Source organism: Acinetobacter lwoffii (assembly GCF_019048525.1).
Classification (GTDB): Bacteria; Pseudomonadota; Gammaproteobacteria; order Pseudomonadales; family Moraxellaceae; genus Acinetobacter; species Acinetobacter lwoffii_K.
Window position 1 is genome coordinate 51,265 of the sequence record NZ_CP077369.1, and the last position, 14,011, is coordinate 65,275.

The 14,011-nt window shown below is 44.3% G+C and carries 13 protein-coding genes and 3 pseudogenes; 5 read left to right on the forward strand and 11 right to left on the reverse strand.

Annotated features, from left to right (window positions below):
• Positions 1–226 precede the first annotated feature (226 nt).
• Complete coding sequence (locus I6L24_RS00235; protein WP_216986257.1) at positions 227–1,414, forward strand: ammonium transporter; 1,188 nt, start codon at positions 227–229, stop codon at positions 1,412–1,414.
• A 69-nt stretch (positions 1,415–1,483) separates the two neighbouring features.
• Here I6L24_RS00235 and I6L24_RS00240 read toward each other — a convergent pair whose 3' ends face one another.
• Together I6L24_RS00240 and I6L24_RS00245 are read right to left on the reverse strand one after the other, a co-directional pair.
• The gene (locus I6L24_RS00240) at positions 1,484–2,107 is read right to left on the reverse strand and encodes a LysE family translocator (protein ID WP_004280739.1); all 624 of its coding nucleotides are present in this window, start codon (positions 2,105–2,107) and stop codon (positions 1,484–1,486) included.
• 103 nt (positions 2,108–2,210) lie between these two features.
• Positions 2,211–2,393 carry an NF038215 family lipoprotein gene (locus I6L24_RS00245; RefSeq protein WP_085064447.1) on the reverse strand — a complete coding sequence of 61 codons (183 nt, stop codon included), beginning with the start codon at positions 2,391–2,393 and terminating at the stop codon, positions 2,211–2,213.
• Between the two features lie 180 nt (positions 2,394–2,573).
• On the opposite strand from I6L24_RS00245, the gene I6L24_RS00250 reads away from it, so the two are divergent.
• On the forward strand, positions 2,574–3,455 hold the full coding sequence (locus I6L24_RS00250; RefSeq protein WP_044111059.1) for a 1-aminocyclopropane-1-carboxylate deaminase/D-cysteine desulfhydrase: 882 nt from the start codon (positions 2,574–2,576) through the stop codon (positions 3,453–3,455).
• Here I6L24_RS00250 and I6L24_RS00255 read toward each other — a convergent pair.
• Positions 3,452–3,775, reverse strand: coding sequence for a DUF4870 family protein (locus I6L24_RS00255; protein ID WP_044111062.1), 324 nt, complete (start codon positions 3,773–3,775; stop codon positions 3,452–3,454). The two genes, I6L24_RS00250 and I6L24_RS00255, sit on opposite strands and share 4 nt — an antisense overlap.
• 187 nt (positions 3,776–3,962) lie before the next feature.
• Between I6L24_RS00255 and I6L24_RS00260 the strand changes: the two genes are divergently transcribed.
• Positions 3,963–5,162, forward strand: a complete 1,200-nt coding sequence (locus I6L24_RS00260; protein WP_085064448.1) for a BaiN/RdsA family NAD(P)/FAD-dependent oxidoreductase — start codon at positions 3,963–3,965, stop codon at positions 5,160–5,162.
• Positions 5,163–5,191: 29 nt separating this feature from the next.
• On the opposite strand, the gene I6L24_RS00265 is transcribed toward I6L24_RS00260, so the two are convergent.
• The 7 genes and pseudogenes from I6L24_RS00265 to eat all read right to left on the reverse strand — a co-directional run bounded on the left by I6L24_RS00265 (position 5,192) and on the right by eat (position 12,004).
• Positions 5,192–5,341 (reverse strand): hypothetical protein, encoded by a 150-nt coding sequence (locus tag I6L24_RS00265; RefSeq protein WP_004280747.1) that lies wholly within the window; start codon positions 5,339–5,341, stop codon positions 5,192–5,194.
• A 129-nt stretch (positions 5,342–5,470) separates the two neighbouring features.
• Complete coding sequence (locus I6L24_RS00270) at positions 5,471–5,638, reverse strand: hypothetical protein (RefSeq protein ID WP_004280748.1); 168 nt, start codon at positions 5,636–5,638, stop codon at positions 5,471–5,473.
• A 68-nt stretch (positions 5,639–5,706) separates the two neighbouring features.
• Entirely contained in the window at positions 5,707–7,653 is a 1,947-nt protein-coding gene (locus I6L24_RS00275) for a mechanosensitive ion channel (RefSeq protein ID WP_216986258.1), read from the reverse strand.
• Between the two features lie 201 nt (positions 7,654–7,854).
• Positions 7,855–8,187, reverse strand: a complete 333-nt coding sequence (locus I6L24_RS00280) for a hypothetical protein (RefSeq protein WP_005106219.1) — start codon at positions 8,185–8,187, stop codon at positions 7,855–7,857.
• Positions 8,188–8,325: 138 nt separating this feature from the next.
• Positions 8,326–9,141, reverse strand: a complete 816-nt coding sequence (gene eutC / locus I6L24_RS00285; RefSeq protein WP_216986259.1) for an ethanolamine ammonia-lyase subunit EutC — start codon at positions 9,139–9,141, stop codon at positions 8,326–8,328.
• A 9-nt stretch (positions 9,142–9,150) separates the two neighbouring features.
• Positions 9,151–10,536 (reverse strand): annotated as a pseudogene (locus I6L24_RS00290) (ethanolamine ammonia-lyase subunit EutB).
• A 25-nt stretch (positions 10,537–10,561) separates the two neighbouring features.
• Positions 10,562–12,004, reverse strand: a pseudogene (gene eat, locus I6L24_RS00295) (ethanolamine permease).
• Between the two features lie 149 nt (positions 12,005–12,153).
• Here eat and I6L24_RS00300 point away from each other — a divergent pair.
• Together I6L24_RS00300 and I6L24_RS00305 are read left to right on the forward strand one after the other, a co-directional pair.
• On the forward strand, positions 12,154–12,576 hold the full coding sequence (locus I6L24_RS00300) for a hypothetical protein (protein ID WP_004280758.1): 423 nt from the start codon (positions 12,154–12,156) through the stop codon (positions 12,574–12,576).
• Between the two features lie 109 nt (positions 12,577–12,685).
• Positions 12,686–13,048: pseudogene (locus I6L24_RS00305) on the forward strand (transposase domain-containing protein); the annotation flags it as partial.
• Positions 13,049–13,222: 174 nt separating this feature from the next.
• Here I6L24_RS00305 and I6L24_RS00310 read toward each other — a convergent pair.
• The gene (locus I6L24_RS00310) at positions 13,223–13,984 is read right to left on the reverse strand and encodes a ferredoxin--NADP reductase (RefSeq protein ID WP_004280760.1); all 762 of its coding nucleotides are present in this window, start codon (positions 13,982–13,984) and stop codon (positions 13,223–13,225) included.
• Positions 13,985–14,011: the final 27 nt, after the last annotated feature.

Sequence of the window (14,011 nt, forward strand, 5' to 3'; positions counted from 1 at the left end):
TTACGATAAATATAAACACCTAAAAATATAATATAAATCTGAATTTTATGAACTCTCGCCATGTCTTAGTTTGGTGCAAAAAAATAGTAACGTGCTTTATATCGAGTCTTATCAATTTCAAGAAATTCTTCATCAAAATTTCCCTTGCTTAGCCCTCTTCTACAATCAATTTGCCTCTATATACTGATTTTCTTTTGTGATCCCGCGCACTAAATTGGAACGCACCATGCAAAATATAGACTTATTATTTCTTCTTCTCGGTGCAGTTCTAGTGCTTGCCATGCATGCTGGATTTGCTTTTTTAGAGCTTGGAACAGTTCGACATAAAAACCAGGTCAATGCCCTAAGTAAAATTCTAACCGACTTTGCCATCTCCGCCATCGCCTATTTTTTAGTGGGCTACTATATTGCCTACGGTCAGCACTTTTTCCATGATGCTGCAACCTTGTCTGCCGATCATGGCTACAATCTGATGCGCTGTTTTTTCCTGTTGACTTTTGCTGCAGCAATTCCAGCGATTATCTCTGGAGGGATTGCAGAGCGTGCCAAAATGCGTTCACAGGCTTTAGCGACATTATTTCTGGTTGCGCTGATCTATCTGTTTTTTGAGGGTATGATCTGGAATGGCAACCTTGGTTTTCAGGATTGGCTGACCCATGCATTTGGTGCAAGTTTTCATGATTTTGCCGGCTCAGTTGTCGTTCATGCAATGGGCGGCTGGATGGCACTTGCCGCAATAATCCTACTTGGTGCGCGTCATGGCCGTTACAAAAATGATGGCCGGATCACCGCGCATCCTCCTTCATCAATTCCTTTTTTGGCTTTGGGTTCATGGATTCTGATTGTGGGATGGTTCGGCTTCAATGTCATGAGCGCGCAGCGGCTGGATGCCATTTCTGGACTGGTCGCTATTAACTCTTTGATGGCCATGGTCGGTGGAACAATAGCAGCTAAAGTTGCGGGGAAAGATGACCCGGGCTTCCTGCATAATGGTCCCTTAGCAAGTCTGGTGGCAATTTGTGCCGGATCAGATGTGGTTCATCCTTTGGGTGCTTTTTTTATCGGGATCAGCGCTGGCATTATTTTTGTGAAACTTTTTACCTATACCCAAAATAAACTCAGAGTAGATGATGTATTGGGAGTCTGGCCTTTACATGGCGTCTGTGGTGCTTTTGGCGGATTAGCTGTGGGTATTTTCGGTCAGCAATGGCTTGGAGGAATGGGAGGAGTGTCTTTAATTTCACAATTCCTAGGTACAGTGTTGGCGATTGTCATTGCTTTGGCGGGTGGTTTTTTAGTGTATGGCCTGCTTAAGGTTTTGATGGGTATTCGCCTGACTGAGGAAGAAGAGTTCAATGGTGCAGACTTGTCGATTCATCGTATTTCTGCTAATTCGGAAGAAAATACTTTTTAATAGACATAAAAAAAGCCTCTACGACTAGGGGCTTTTTTTATTTATAAGCAGAGCATCTAGATGAAGTAATTACTTCATACCAAAAATTAATTTTAAGCCAAGTACCGTCATAACTGCGCCTGCTGCGCGGTCAAACAAAGCCTTAAACTTCAAATAAACACGACGTGGCTTTTCCGCAGATAATGCAACTGCGACTAGTGAACACCAGCCTGCATCAATAAAGAAACATAAGACAGGCAAAACAAAATAAAAATACGTTGGAATTTCTTTGGGCAATAACGCGGTAAAAATACTGGCCAGCACAATCGCAATTTTGGGATTGGACAACTGTGTGATTAAACCAGTGGTAAAAGCACGGCGTAAAGACATCTGTTTGCTAATGGTTGTATCCGCTTCGATCGGATCTTTGGCATGTTTAATGATTTTAAACGCCAGCCAAAGTAAATATAAACCACCACAAATTTTTAAGGCCAGGTACGCTGAGGGTACAGCCAGTAAAAATGCCTGCAAACCGAGAACCGCCAGCAGACCAAAAATCGCTGCACCGAGACCAGTACCCAATGCAGTAAATAAACCATGTTTACGTGAAATGGCAATTGAATTTTTTGCCACATAAATAGAAGTTGGCCCGGGACTCATTGCGCCTAACATCAGGGCAAAAGCAATCGAACCTAAAATCCAGAATGATTCCACGAGATAACCTGACTTAAAAATTGAAGGGCTATTTTAAGCAAAAACCTGACAATTTGCTGTAAAAATTTCTGGATTTGTCATGAATTTCAACTATAGCAATTACTTAAGGTTTCAACTGATCCTGAGCACTCAAATGCTTGTCTAGCAGTTGATAATCCTGCTCATGTACAGGTACGCCACCAATAATCATGGTGCGGGTTTCTGTTTTAGGTTTATTCATCGCATCATCACAGCCCGACAGACTGAGCAGCATGCCGACCCACACAGCATAGGATAATATTTTCATTATTCTACCCTCCTCAGGGTTTCCTCTGTTTAGATTAGCATTGTTATTTAGATTATCAGCAGAATATTTGTGACAATCTACAACCAACTCCATAGCTCTCAGCGAATAATGGCTTATTGAAAAGCTCTGATTTTTAGCACTTCCGCTATAATGTTTTAATAACCTACTATCTTAATGTCTATGTTTGAAAAAATTGCTCAAAATATTCCAGATCAACAGATTAATTTTCACGATATTACTTTAACAATACGTCGTCTGGATCTGGTGCATCCGCAAATTTCGGGCAACAAGTTTTTTAAACTGAAATACAATTTTCTTGAAGCCAAAAGACAGGATTATCAGCATATTCTGAGTTTTGGAGGTGCTTATTCCAATCATATTGCCGCTACTGCATTTGCCGCACAGCAGTTTGGTTTTCAGAGTGTTGGTATGATTCGAGGTGAAGAACTGGCTGATCACCCATTGAATCCAACATTAGCCACCGCCCAGCAATTCGGGATGCAACTGCACTTTGTCAGTCGTGATGAATATCGACGCAAGCAACAGCCTGAGTATTTGGCCGAACTCGCTCAACAATTTCCTGAACATTATATTATTCCTGAAGGTGGAACCAATGCTTTGGCGATTCAAGGTTGTCAGGAAATATTAAAAGATGGCGATGCGCAATTTGATGTGATTTGTTGTGCAGTAGGCACCGGTGGCACCATCAGTGGATTGATCGAAGCCAGTCATGGGCATCAACAGGTTTTAGGATTTTCTGCACTGAAAGGTTCATTTTTAAAAGATGAAGTCGCCCAGCTGACGAAAAAAACCAACTGGAATATTCTCGATGATTATTGCTGTGGTGGCTATGCCAAAACCAGTGCAGCCTTGATGCAGTTTATCCGGGATTTTGAAGCGGAATTTGCAATTCCACTGGAGCAGATCTACACGGCTAAAATGCTGATGGGGATTTTTGATCTAATCGAGAAAAATTATTTTCCGGCTGGATCAAAACTGTTGGTGATTCATACTGGTGGTCTGCAAGGCCGTCATATTCCCTTTGGTTTTACAGCAACCTAAGCTTCAATCGGTTGATTATTATTTAAGGCAATTAACCCTTTGACCAAGCGGTAGATATGCCAGATAAAGACCAGAAATACAATCAGGAAACCAATCAAGATCACAGTCAATAAGCCACCGACGATATAGCCCAGCAAACTGATCCAGAAGGTTTTAATTTGCCAGTCGACATGACTTTCCAGCCAGGTACCGCGCATTTCATCACGCTTGATATAATTCATCACAATCGCAATAAATGGGGTCAGACCAAGAAAAAATCCTAAAATATAAAGAATATAAGTAATGAGATTATATTGTTTTAAATCTTCCGCGCTTGCCATTCGCTTTTCCTTGTTATTATGTTTTTAGTTTGTACAAAAACTATGCATGAGTTTTAGACAGCTTTCAAATATTTTATGTTTAAAATCCACTGTGAATCTGCAATCACGGAACTGATTTTTCTGGAATAGAGAAAGCTGAAATAAAATTGTCTATAATGCTTCCCTTTTCTTCTCCCTTGAGTGTGTGATGTCTTCCAAGCAATACGATGTTCTAGTCATAGGTGCCGGTGCCTCAGGTTTAATGACGGCGTATATGGCTGCGCAACGTGGGCGTAAAGTCGTGGTAGTGGAAAAAGCCAATAAGGTTGGCAAAAAAATCCTGATGTCTGGCGGTGGTAAATGTAATTTCACCAATCTGGAAGTCGAACCGAGCAATTACATTTCACACAATCCACATTTTGTGATTTCAGCTTTAACGCGTTATACCAACTGGGACTTTATCGGCTTGGTATGTGAATACGGTATTGCCTATGAAGAGCGCAAACATGGACAGCTGTTTACCTTAAATGGTGCAAAAGATATCTTGTCGATGCTGCTGGCGGAATGTGACAAAACCGGTCTGGTCGATATCAAAACCAGCTGCGAAGTGAAAGCAGTCAATCCAGTCGATGATCAAGGTTTTCAGGTGGCAACCTCACTGGGATACTTTGAAGTTGAATCTGTCGTCGTGGCATCCGGTGGTTTATCGATTCCTACGCTTGGCGGTTCAGGCATTGGCTATGAGATTGCAAAACAGTTTGGACATCACGTCTATCCAACCCGTGCCGGACTGGTTCCATTTACCTTCTCTGACGGATTTAAAGAAGTCACCACGCGCTTAAGCGGCAATGCCGTAGAAGCAACACTCTCGAATGAGCTTAATAGCTTTACCGAAGCGCTACTATTTACCCATCGCGGTTTAAGTGGGCCAAGTTCCCTGCAACTTTCCAACTACTGGAATGTCGGGCAGAGCTTTAAGGTAGATTTTCTTCCAAGTGTTGATCTGTTGGATTTCTTCAAATCCAAAAAACAAAGCCAGCCCAAAGTCTTGTTACGTACACTACTCAATGAATATTTACCGAAAAGTGTGGTGGCTGAATTACAAAGTATAATCTGGACTGAAAGCGCTGAAACTGCCATTGGCAATATCAGTGATGACAAGCTGGAACAGATTGCGGCACGTCTGCATGGCTTTGAAGTGAAACCTTCAGGAACTGAAGGCTACCGTACAGCGGAGGTGACTTTGGGTGGTGTAGACACCACGGAAGTATCCTCAAAAACCATGGAAAGTAAAAAGCAGAAAGGCTTGTATTTTATTGGTGAAGTGCTGGATGTTACCGGACATTTGGGCGGCTATAATTTCCAATGGGCATGGTCATCTGCGCATGCCGCATCGGAATATATTTAATCAATAGATGATCTGGATTGCTACTTAACTCATTCCAGATAATCTGTTTTAAACAGGTTGAGATTGGCCGTATTTGTTAAACGGTCAATCGTCAGCTGCATTTTCTGCGCTTCTCGCAGACATAGCGGTACGTTATCTGCTGAAGATGCCATGAATTTATGTTGCAATACTTTCCACATATTGTTGATCTCCTTTTCTTTATATTTTTAATGCAAGAAAAATACCAAAATCATTTTAGTATTCACTTGAATATTCTATATTTTTTAAAAAATAAATTCTATTACTAGTGACTGAGCAGGATTGACTTCTCAGTTAAATTCGTCTGTCTCTGGTATTTTCTTATCTAGCTCTCGCTCAGACTGCTCGTCCTGTGTGCTCTTCACAAAAATAAATCGATAGGCAGCGGTAAAAAAGCCAATCGTAATTCCTGCAATGACTAAAGGAGCCAGAACTTTGTTAGGTTTCTTGGTATTCATTCATTTTTCCTTATGACTGAACAAAATCGACCACATGAGCGTGGTCGATTTTGCTTAAAGATAACAGGTTATTTCAGGTCATCTTTTTTCTGAGTTGAACGGTCAATATCGACATCTGGCTCTTTTTCTCCGGTTGAACCAAATGGATTATTGGCTGGTGGATGAGTCGGATCGACTTTTACTGAATCTGGTACGGCCTGATCCGCATCCGGATTGACAGGATCAATACCTAATGACTCATCATCCTGTGGTGCAGTGGTAAGGATTGCCGGGGTAGTATGGGATAAATCCGTACTCATAGGCGTACTCTTGTCTGAATCCTGATTTGGCACGATGCCTGCTCCTGGAGTTGTGATTGAGGAATCGCTAATACCCGTAGCAGTTTGCGAACCACCAGAGGACTGGCTCATTGAGCTATCTGTAGAACTCATACCCATCGCCGCACCTGTAGTACCTGACATGTCGGCTGCACTTGTACCTGTGGTCTTGCTACCTAATCCAGAAAATATGCTGTTCTCAGCTTTTTCTTTGACTGGGTTAGGGTCTTTGGCTTCTCGTTTGGCTTTATCAATCAAATCTGTGAGTACACGCTCCGCAGGTTGACGACCACCCAAACCAAATGCCAAGGCAAATGCCACTGCTACAGCACCCAAAGTTAGACCAAATGCCAAGTTAACAATTGAATCGGCAATACCCATGGCACGCAGACCCATTGCCACAACGAGTCCCATGATCAGAACACGAACCAGATTGGCTAACCAGCGTGAGCTGTTATATTCACCACGTTGTACGATATTCGCAACAATATTTGCCAGCCAGAAACCGATTACCAGAATCACCGCACCGAGCAGGATATTGGCACCGAAGTAGATGAACATTGCAATAAGACCACTGATCTGTTCAAAGCCCAGACGGTTCGCTGCTTCAGATACCGCAAATAGCATGGTGAATAAAACGATCAGGAAACCGACTACACTGGAAAGTTTAGTCGTGCCTAAAAAACGCTGGATATCCAGTTTGGCAGGAATTTCATCAACACCTGTACCGGCAACTACTTCAACTACCAGACGTGCTACCAGTTTAGAGACCACATACGCCAGAATCAGAATCAACGCAGCAGCGATAATATTCGGAATGGCATTCATGATTTCATATAGCATGGCTGTAGCAGGCTGAGAAATGGCCTCGATACCCAATGCTTCAAATGCAATGATCAGTGCCGTAATGATCACCACGGCGAAGATAAATGAACCAATCACCTGAGAAACATTCGAGTTTTTGAAGATGCCTACTTTTTCAGCATGTTGCTGTACGTTCAGACTGTTTAATAGTCCTTCAACAATACCGCGCACAATTTTCGCCAGGATATAACCGACAAAAATGATGACTGCAGCAATGAAGATGTTTGGTAAGTAACTAACAACATCGGTCAGCATATTCTGAACTGGTAACAGCAGACCGTTGAGACCCAGAATAGACAGCACGATTGGCAAGAACAGTAATAAAATTAACCAGTAAGCAATTTCACTGATGTTTTTACTAATCGGACTGACACCGACTTCAGCACTGAGTTTTTCATCCAGTTGCGTTCGGTCTAGCAGTTTTTGTAGCCCTATCTTCACCAGATTGGCCACAATCCAACCTATGAATCCGACTGCAATTGCACCTAGTAACTGCGGGATAAATAACAGGAACTGCTGGATCATATTACTGAATGGACCGCTGACACTGGTAAGATTGAGCACGTTCAGCGCACCAATCACGGCAATAATCAGAATAATCCAGAACACGACGCGGGCGATAATGCTCTCCACATTGGAGTGATGACCTGTCGCCGTATTTAAATGTGTATTGGTGCCCAGTTTTTGCAAGAGCTTTTTAACGCCTGCCGAGACCAGTAACGCAATGATCCAGCCAATTACTAATATGGCAATTGCACTAAGAATGGGATGGAACTGATCCCAATAGTACATGGCATCGAAGCCACCACGCGGGCTTCTCATATAATCATTCATGTTGTTCTACCCTCTTTGTTATTAAGCTATTTATCTGAAATCGGGGGCATCTCCCTGAAACAATCAGCCCCTTCTTTTTCCGGATTCATATTAGATTTGATGTTTTCAGGCTCAAGCCAGGTAGATGGCACTACCTTAAAACATCACCATCCATTGCAAAAAAGCCCCAGTGGTTCACTAGAGCTTTTCAGGTATTTTCAGTTATTGAGTCGCCTGTCCATCAGTCGCAGTTGCTGTTGCTTCTGTGCCATCACCCACGGTTGCTGTAGCTTCCGTTCCATCATTCATGGTGGCGGTGCCTTGTGTAGGCTCACCGACTGGAGTTGAATTATTTGGGGTAGCAGGCTGTACATTCGGATTTGGATGTCCTGCAGGAGCATCATTCGCATCTGGATTCATGTCAGCAAACATATAGAACAGTAGTGCGAGTAAGAAAATACCGACCAAAATCAAGATATAAACAGGGATACGCTTTTTCTGCGTCACGTCTGCCTGATGATTTAAAGGTGGTTTTTTATTGAAATCATCGACCATAACCATCCTCACTCTTTGTTATTCATAAGTAGATTTTTAGAATAACAAGCTGTGAATAGGGCTTCTGTGACAAAACATAGTGAGATGGTGACGGGATGTAAGTCACTAATCCATCAGAATTCTCTGCTAGATGCTACTTTAAAATAGCCGTTTGGCTGGGCTATGTTGCATATCGACTGGGGTTTCGTGTTCATCTTTCAACTGCACCCCTGAAAGCTGTAACTCACAGGATTTACGCATCAATGCGACCAGTCGCTGGATAGCTAGTGGATAGGCCAAGCCCGCAGAACGGACATTGGAAATACAGTTGCGCAAGGCATCATGACACCCTTTAAAAGCATTATAAGTGTAATAAATTCCCATACTATCAGGTGAGCTCAAACCCGGCCGTTCGCCAATTAGCATGACCAGCATTTTCGCCTGTAAAATTTCTGCCAATTCATCACCCAGTGCCACACGACTGCCACGGGCAATCACTAAGGGGGCAATCTGCCAGCCTTGTTCTTTGCATGCCTCTAGCAAGGCCGAAATAAAATGCAGGCTATTTTCCTCAATGGCACGTGCTGATAGTCCATCTCCCAGCACAATGGCTACATCCCAATGTTGCTGATGTTCGGCCCGGTATTGCTGCAATATCGTTTTGGACTGTTCTGAAAGCACACGCCCAAGATCGGGACGTTTAAGATAAAGATCTTTCTCTACCGCCTGGCTTTCAATTTCCAGAATAGGCAGTCCCGTTTTAGCTAAGCCAGATTTTAAGAATTCAACATCAAGTGGCTTCAGTACCGCATCTTTAGCTTGCGCATGTGCCAACTGAAATTCCAGACTTGGTCGAGTCGGCAAGCTGCCCCCAGTTCGACCTAAGGCAATCCGTGCATCAGTAAAGGCTTTTAATTTCTGCCAGAGATTATCCTGTAATTGGGACTCAAATTTCACATCGGCAATCAGTTTCATAGTACTTCCTCAAGACAGGATTAGACGTGAAAATTGCTTCGGCAACTCTGTTGGCCAGTGCAGCTGATTAGACTGTTGCGCCAAAATTCCCTGATGCTCCAGCCAGTAGTCAAATTCGGGTGCCGGTTTTAATCCCAGTAATTGCCGGATGTAGAGCGCATCATGAAAGGAGGTCGTCTGATAGTTCAACATCACGTCATCTGAACCGGGAATACCCATGATAAAATTCAATCCGGCATTGGCAAGCAAGGTCAGCAGTGCATCCATATCATCTTGATCGGCATCGGCATGATTGGTGTAGCAAATATCACAGCCCATTGGCACACCGAGCAGCTTGCCACAGAAATGATCTTCCAGCCCGGCCCGGATAATCTGCTTGCCGTTATACAGATATTCTGGCCCGATAAAGCCGACTACAGTATTGACCAGCAAGGGATTAAACTTACGCGCCACGGCGTAGGCACGCGCTTCCAGGGTCTGTTGATCCACGCCATGATGGCCATTGCTGGATAAGGCACTGCCCTGTCCGGTTTCAAAATACATGACATTTTGGCCCACTGTGCCGCGTTGCAGGCTTAAGGCAGCTTCATAGCCTTCCTGCAGCAGCGCCAGATTGATACCGAAACCAGTATTGGCTGTTTAGGTTCCCGCAATGGACTGGAACATCAGATCAATCGGAACATTTTTATTTGCCAGCTGAATGCCAGAAGTAATATGGGTCAAAACACAAGATTGAGTCGGAATCTCATATTCCTGAATGACATGATCGAGCAGTTTGAGCAGCTCAGTCAAATTCTGCAGATTATCTGTGGCCGGATTAATCCCGATCACGGCATCACCATTGCCATACATTAGTCCATCCAGAATCGAAGCTGAAATGCCTATCAGATCATCAGTCGGGTGGTTCGGCTGCAAGCGGGTAGAAAGATGCCCTGCCAGCCCGATGGTATTTCTGAACCGAGTCACTACTCGGCATTTTTTTGCCACCAGAATCAGATCCTGATTGCGCATGATTTTACTAACCGCTGCGACCATTTCTGGAATCAGGCCCATTTTTAAGGCCGTAATCTTTTCTATGGTGGCATCTGCACTGAGCAGCCAGTTACGAAAATCCCCCACAGTAAAATGCGAGATCGGATAAAAGACATCAGCATCATGTTCATCCATAATCAGGCGGGTGATTTCATCCTCTTCATAAGGAACCACAGCTTCTTGCAAAAACTGCTGTAATGGTACTTCTGCCAGACACATTTGTGCAGCAACACGCTCGGTTGCATCAGTGGCCACAATCCCTGCCAGCTGATCGCCAGAACGTTCAGGCGTAGCCTTAGCCAACAGGGTTTTTAAATCCTCAAAGACATAATGCTGACTGGCCACATTAATCTGATACAACATAAGCAAGTTCTCCCTGCTAGATAATTTATTTCAATTCCTTTTCTGCTGCCTCGATACGGGCAAATTCTTCTTCCGGTGTCCCGGCCACCAGATGATGGCGGCTATACAGCAGAAAATAGAGAATCAGTGCAACGTAAATGGCAGCTGCCATTAACCAGACTTTTGGATCGACCAGAAAGCCTGCCACCACGGCAATCGCAGCAAGTACCAGCGCAATGGACGCAGTCACAATACCGCCCGGTGCCTGATAAGGACGTACCAGATTCGGCCGGGACAATTTCAGTTTGATATAAGACATCATCATCAAAACATAGGAAATGGTGGCACCAAAGACCGCCATCAGAATCAGCAGATCACCTTCACCTGAAAGGGACAGCAGGAAGCCAATAATCCCCGGAATAATGATGGCCAAATAAGGTGCATGATTGCTGTTGGTTAAGGACAATTTTTTCGGTAAATAACCGGCACGTGAGAGCGCAAAAATTTGACGGGAATAGGCATAGATAATCGAGAAGAAACTGGCAATCAGACCAGCGAGACCGACAAAATTCACGAAACTTGCCATCCAGGTATTGGCACCATAGACCGCCACCAAGGCATCCACCAGCGGTGCACCGGAATTTTTCAGCGTATCTGCACCTGCTGCGCCAGGACCGAGTAACAAAATACTTAGCGCAAAGAATGCCAGAATCAGCATGGAACCAATCAGGCCACGCGGCAAGGATTTAGCTGGCTCTTTGGCCTCCTCTGCTGCCAGCGGGACACCTTCAACTGCCAGAAAAAACCAGATCGCATAAGGCACTGCTGCCTAGATGCCCAGATAGCCCAATGGCAGGAAACTGCTTGCACCCGCCGCTTCCGTACTGACCGCAATATCAAACAGGTTTGCACTATTAAAATGAGGCAACATGCCAAAGATAAACACCATCAAGGCAACCGCAGCAATTGCGGTAATCACAAACATGATCTTGAGTGCTTCACCTGCACCTTTCAGATGCAAGCCCATAAAAACCAGATAGCTCACCAGATAAATGATCCAGCCGCCAATACCAAACAAGGCTTCGCAATAGGCACCAATGAAACAGGCAATTGCTGCCGGAGCAATGGCATATTCAATCAGGATGGCACTCCCGGTCAGATAGCCGCCAAAGGGACCAAAAGCAGTACGAGCAAAACTGTAACCCCCACCTGCAGTCGGCAGCATGGTCGACATTTCGGACATGGCCAGACACATACACAGATACATGAATGCCACCACAATGGTCGCAATAAACATGCCTCCCCACCCCCCCTGTGCCAAACCAAAATTCCAGCCAGCGAAGTCACCGGAAATCACATACGCGACCCCCAGACCGACGAGAAGCAGCCAACCTACGGCGCCTTTCTTGAGCTGGCGCAAGGCAAAATAATCTTCTTGTACTGCTGTTTCAGTCACACTGGTATCAATCACACTTTTTGACTCTGACATAGCAACCTCGTTGTTTTTATCGTTGTTCCGTGAAGATATGCATAAGCCATACCGGTTCCGCAGGCTTTAGTGAAGACAGTTGAGACGCTGCCTTTCAGCGATGAAATGCGTTATAATTATCCACCTTCTCATTTATACACCCGAGTTATATGGCGTATCGTCAACAAAGTGTATCGCTTGATCTTGATACTGACGTCACACATCAATGTACGCTGCACTACAGCCGTGATCAGCATCTGATTGGAATTATTGAATTTAGCAAGCCAAGCTTCCTGCTTCGCTGGCAGGATCTGGAATATTTCCGTCGTCGTACCGAAGAATTTTCCGTGATGCCTTTTCCGGACTGTGTGAATGCGATGATTATCGATATTCGAGATGTGACAGCATGGCTGGATAATGAAGTGCCGATTATTCCATGGCGTTTACTGGAAGAAGACTGTCCAGTGCGCCTGGTGGTGCCTGCAGACCGTATTGAGCACTATGCCGGATTTTTTGAACCGACCTGGCTCAGTCCCGATGTCGAAACCGCCATTCAGGAAATCCGTGAATCAATGGATATGTTTGTGCATTAAGCTTGAATCGAAAAAACCTCCGCAATGGGCAATGCTGTTTACTTAAGCATTTGAATCATTTTGGAATTCATTAGAGAATCCGATGTCAGGTTTGGCATCGGATTTTTTTATGGTATTTCAGCAGGATATTTTAGATCTTAACAATCTGTTTAAGCTCTCGAATCTGAGTACTTTTATTCACAATATCCCCGTTGAGTGGGTCAAGTCCACACTCAGGTTGAGCAGTCCCGCGACTATTCGCAGGCGGTGCTTGCCTGCGGATCAGGTACTTTGGCTGGTTCTTGGAATGGCGATTTTCCGTGATGTCCTCATCCATGAAGCAGCAAGAAGACTCAATATTTGCACTCAGTGGTTAGCCTCTTATGACTTGCTGACGCGCATTAGTCTAACCAATACACGTAAACATCTTGGTGCAGATTCTGTGGAGTGGCTATTTCACCAGACCGATCAGCACTGGGGACAAGAGCATTATCCGGCTGGGCTGTCGGAACTTAGACAGGGATAGGTAGTTTGTTTTAGAGAGGCCTACAAGGCTTCGGAGAGTCAAAATGTTAAAAAACCGTTATCCCTTAGATCACAATGCCGCTCCTGTTAAAGGAACCGCATTGCCTTCAAGCAGGGGGTTTTGCTCATAAATCCTTCAACCTTACCAGTAATTCTCGACCGCAATATTTCCTTCACCACGACGGTTCATGGTCAGGCCACGAGCTTTTAAGGCTTCTTTGGTATCATCGACCATATCCGGGTTACCACAAAGCATGACATGCGTCGTTTCCGGATTAAACGCGATACCTGCTGCCTTTTCCAGCTCACCATTGGCAATCAAAATCGGTAAACGGTCGTGTAAAGGTGCATCGGGTTCACGGGTAATAATCGGGATAAATTTAAAACCAGTATGTCCTTCGCCAAAGGTTTCAGCGATTTCCTGAATCCGGTCTACATAAGCGAGTTCTGCCCGGGTGCGTACACTATAAACCAGATTAATTTTTTCGTATTTGCTCCAGGTTTCAAAGTCTTGCAACATGCAAATAAACGGTGCCAGCCCCGTACCGGTACCCAGTAACCATAGATCTTTAGGCAAAGGCAATTGATAACGTGCCAGAGTCAGATAACCATAAGGAATTTTTTCCAGATGCAGCTCATCCCCGACTTTGAGGTGCTGTAAATTGGAGGTAAATTTACCTTCTGGAACGACAATCGAGAAAAACTCCAGAGTTTCATCAAAAGGAGAGGACACTACCGAATAGGCACGAACCACCAGTTCATCCCCCACTTGCAAACCAATACGCGCAAACTGCCCTGCGGTAAACTTAAAATGTGCCGGGCGTGTCATCGTAAAACTAAATAATGTATTGGTCCAACGGTGTACAGATAAAACTTTTTCTCGGGTAAATTTTTCAATTGACATGATTTCAACGTGGCATGAAAGACTGTG

Bases quoted from the DNA above. Each gene is read 5' to 3' on its own strand.
- I6L24_RS00260 (WP_085064448.1), top strand. From the start codon at position 3,963: ATGTCTTCCAAGCAATACGATGTTCTAGTCATAGGTGCCGGTGCCTCA.
- I6L24_RS00235 (WP_216986257.1), top strand. From the start codon at position 227: ATGCAAAATATAGACTTATTATTTCTTCTTCTCGGTGCAGTTCTAGTG.
- I6L24_RS00255 (WP_044111062.1), bottom strand. From the start codon at position 3,775: ATGGCAAGCGCGGAAGATTTAAAACAATATAATCTCATTACTTATATT.
- I6L24_RS00270 (WP_004280748.1), bottom strand. From the start codon at position 5,638: ATGAATACCAAGAAACCTAACAAAGTTCTGGCTCCTTTAGTCATTGCA.
- I6L24_RS00300 (WP_004280758.1), top strand. From the start codon at position 12,154: ATGGCGTATCGTCAACAAAGTGTATCGCTTGATCTTGATACTGACGTC.
- I6L24_RS00250 (WP_044111059.1), top strand. From the start codon at position 2,574: ATGTTTGAAAAAATTGCTCAAAATATTCCAGATCAACAGATTAATTTT.
- I6L24_RS00245 (WP_085064447.1), bottom strand. From the start codon at position 2,393: ATGAAAATATTATCCTATGCTGTGTGGGTCGGCATGCTGCTCAGTCTG.
- I6L24_RS00310 (WP_004280760.1), bottom strand. From the start codon at position 13,984: ATGTCAATTGAAAAATTTACCCGAGAAAAAGTTTTATCTGTACACCGT.
- I6L24_RS00265 (WP_004280747.1), bottom strand. From the start codon at position 5,341: ATGTGGAAAGTATTGCAACATAAATTCATGGCATCTTCAGCAGATAAC.
- I6L24_RS00280 (WP_005106219.1), bottom strand. From the start codon at position 8,187: ATGGTCGATGATTTCAATAAAAAACCACCTTTAAATCATCAGGCAGAC.
- I6L24_RS00275 (WP_216986258.1), bottom strand. From the start codon at position 7,653: ATGAATGATTATATGAGAAGCCCGCGTGGTGGCTTCGATGCCATGTAC.
- eutC (WP_216986259.1), bottom strand. From the start codon at position 9,141: ATGAAACTGATTGCCGATGTGAAATTTGAGTCCCAATTACAGGATAAT.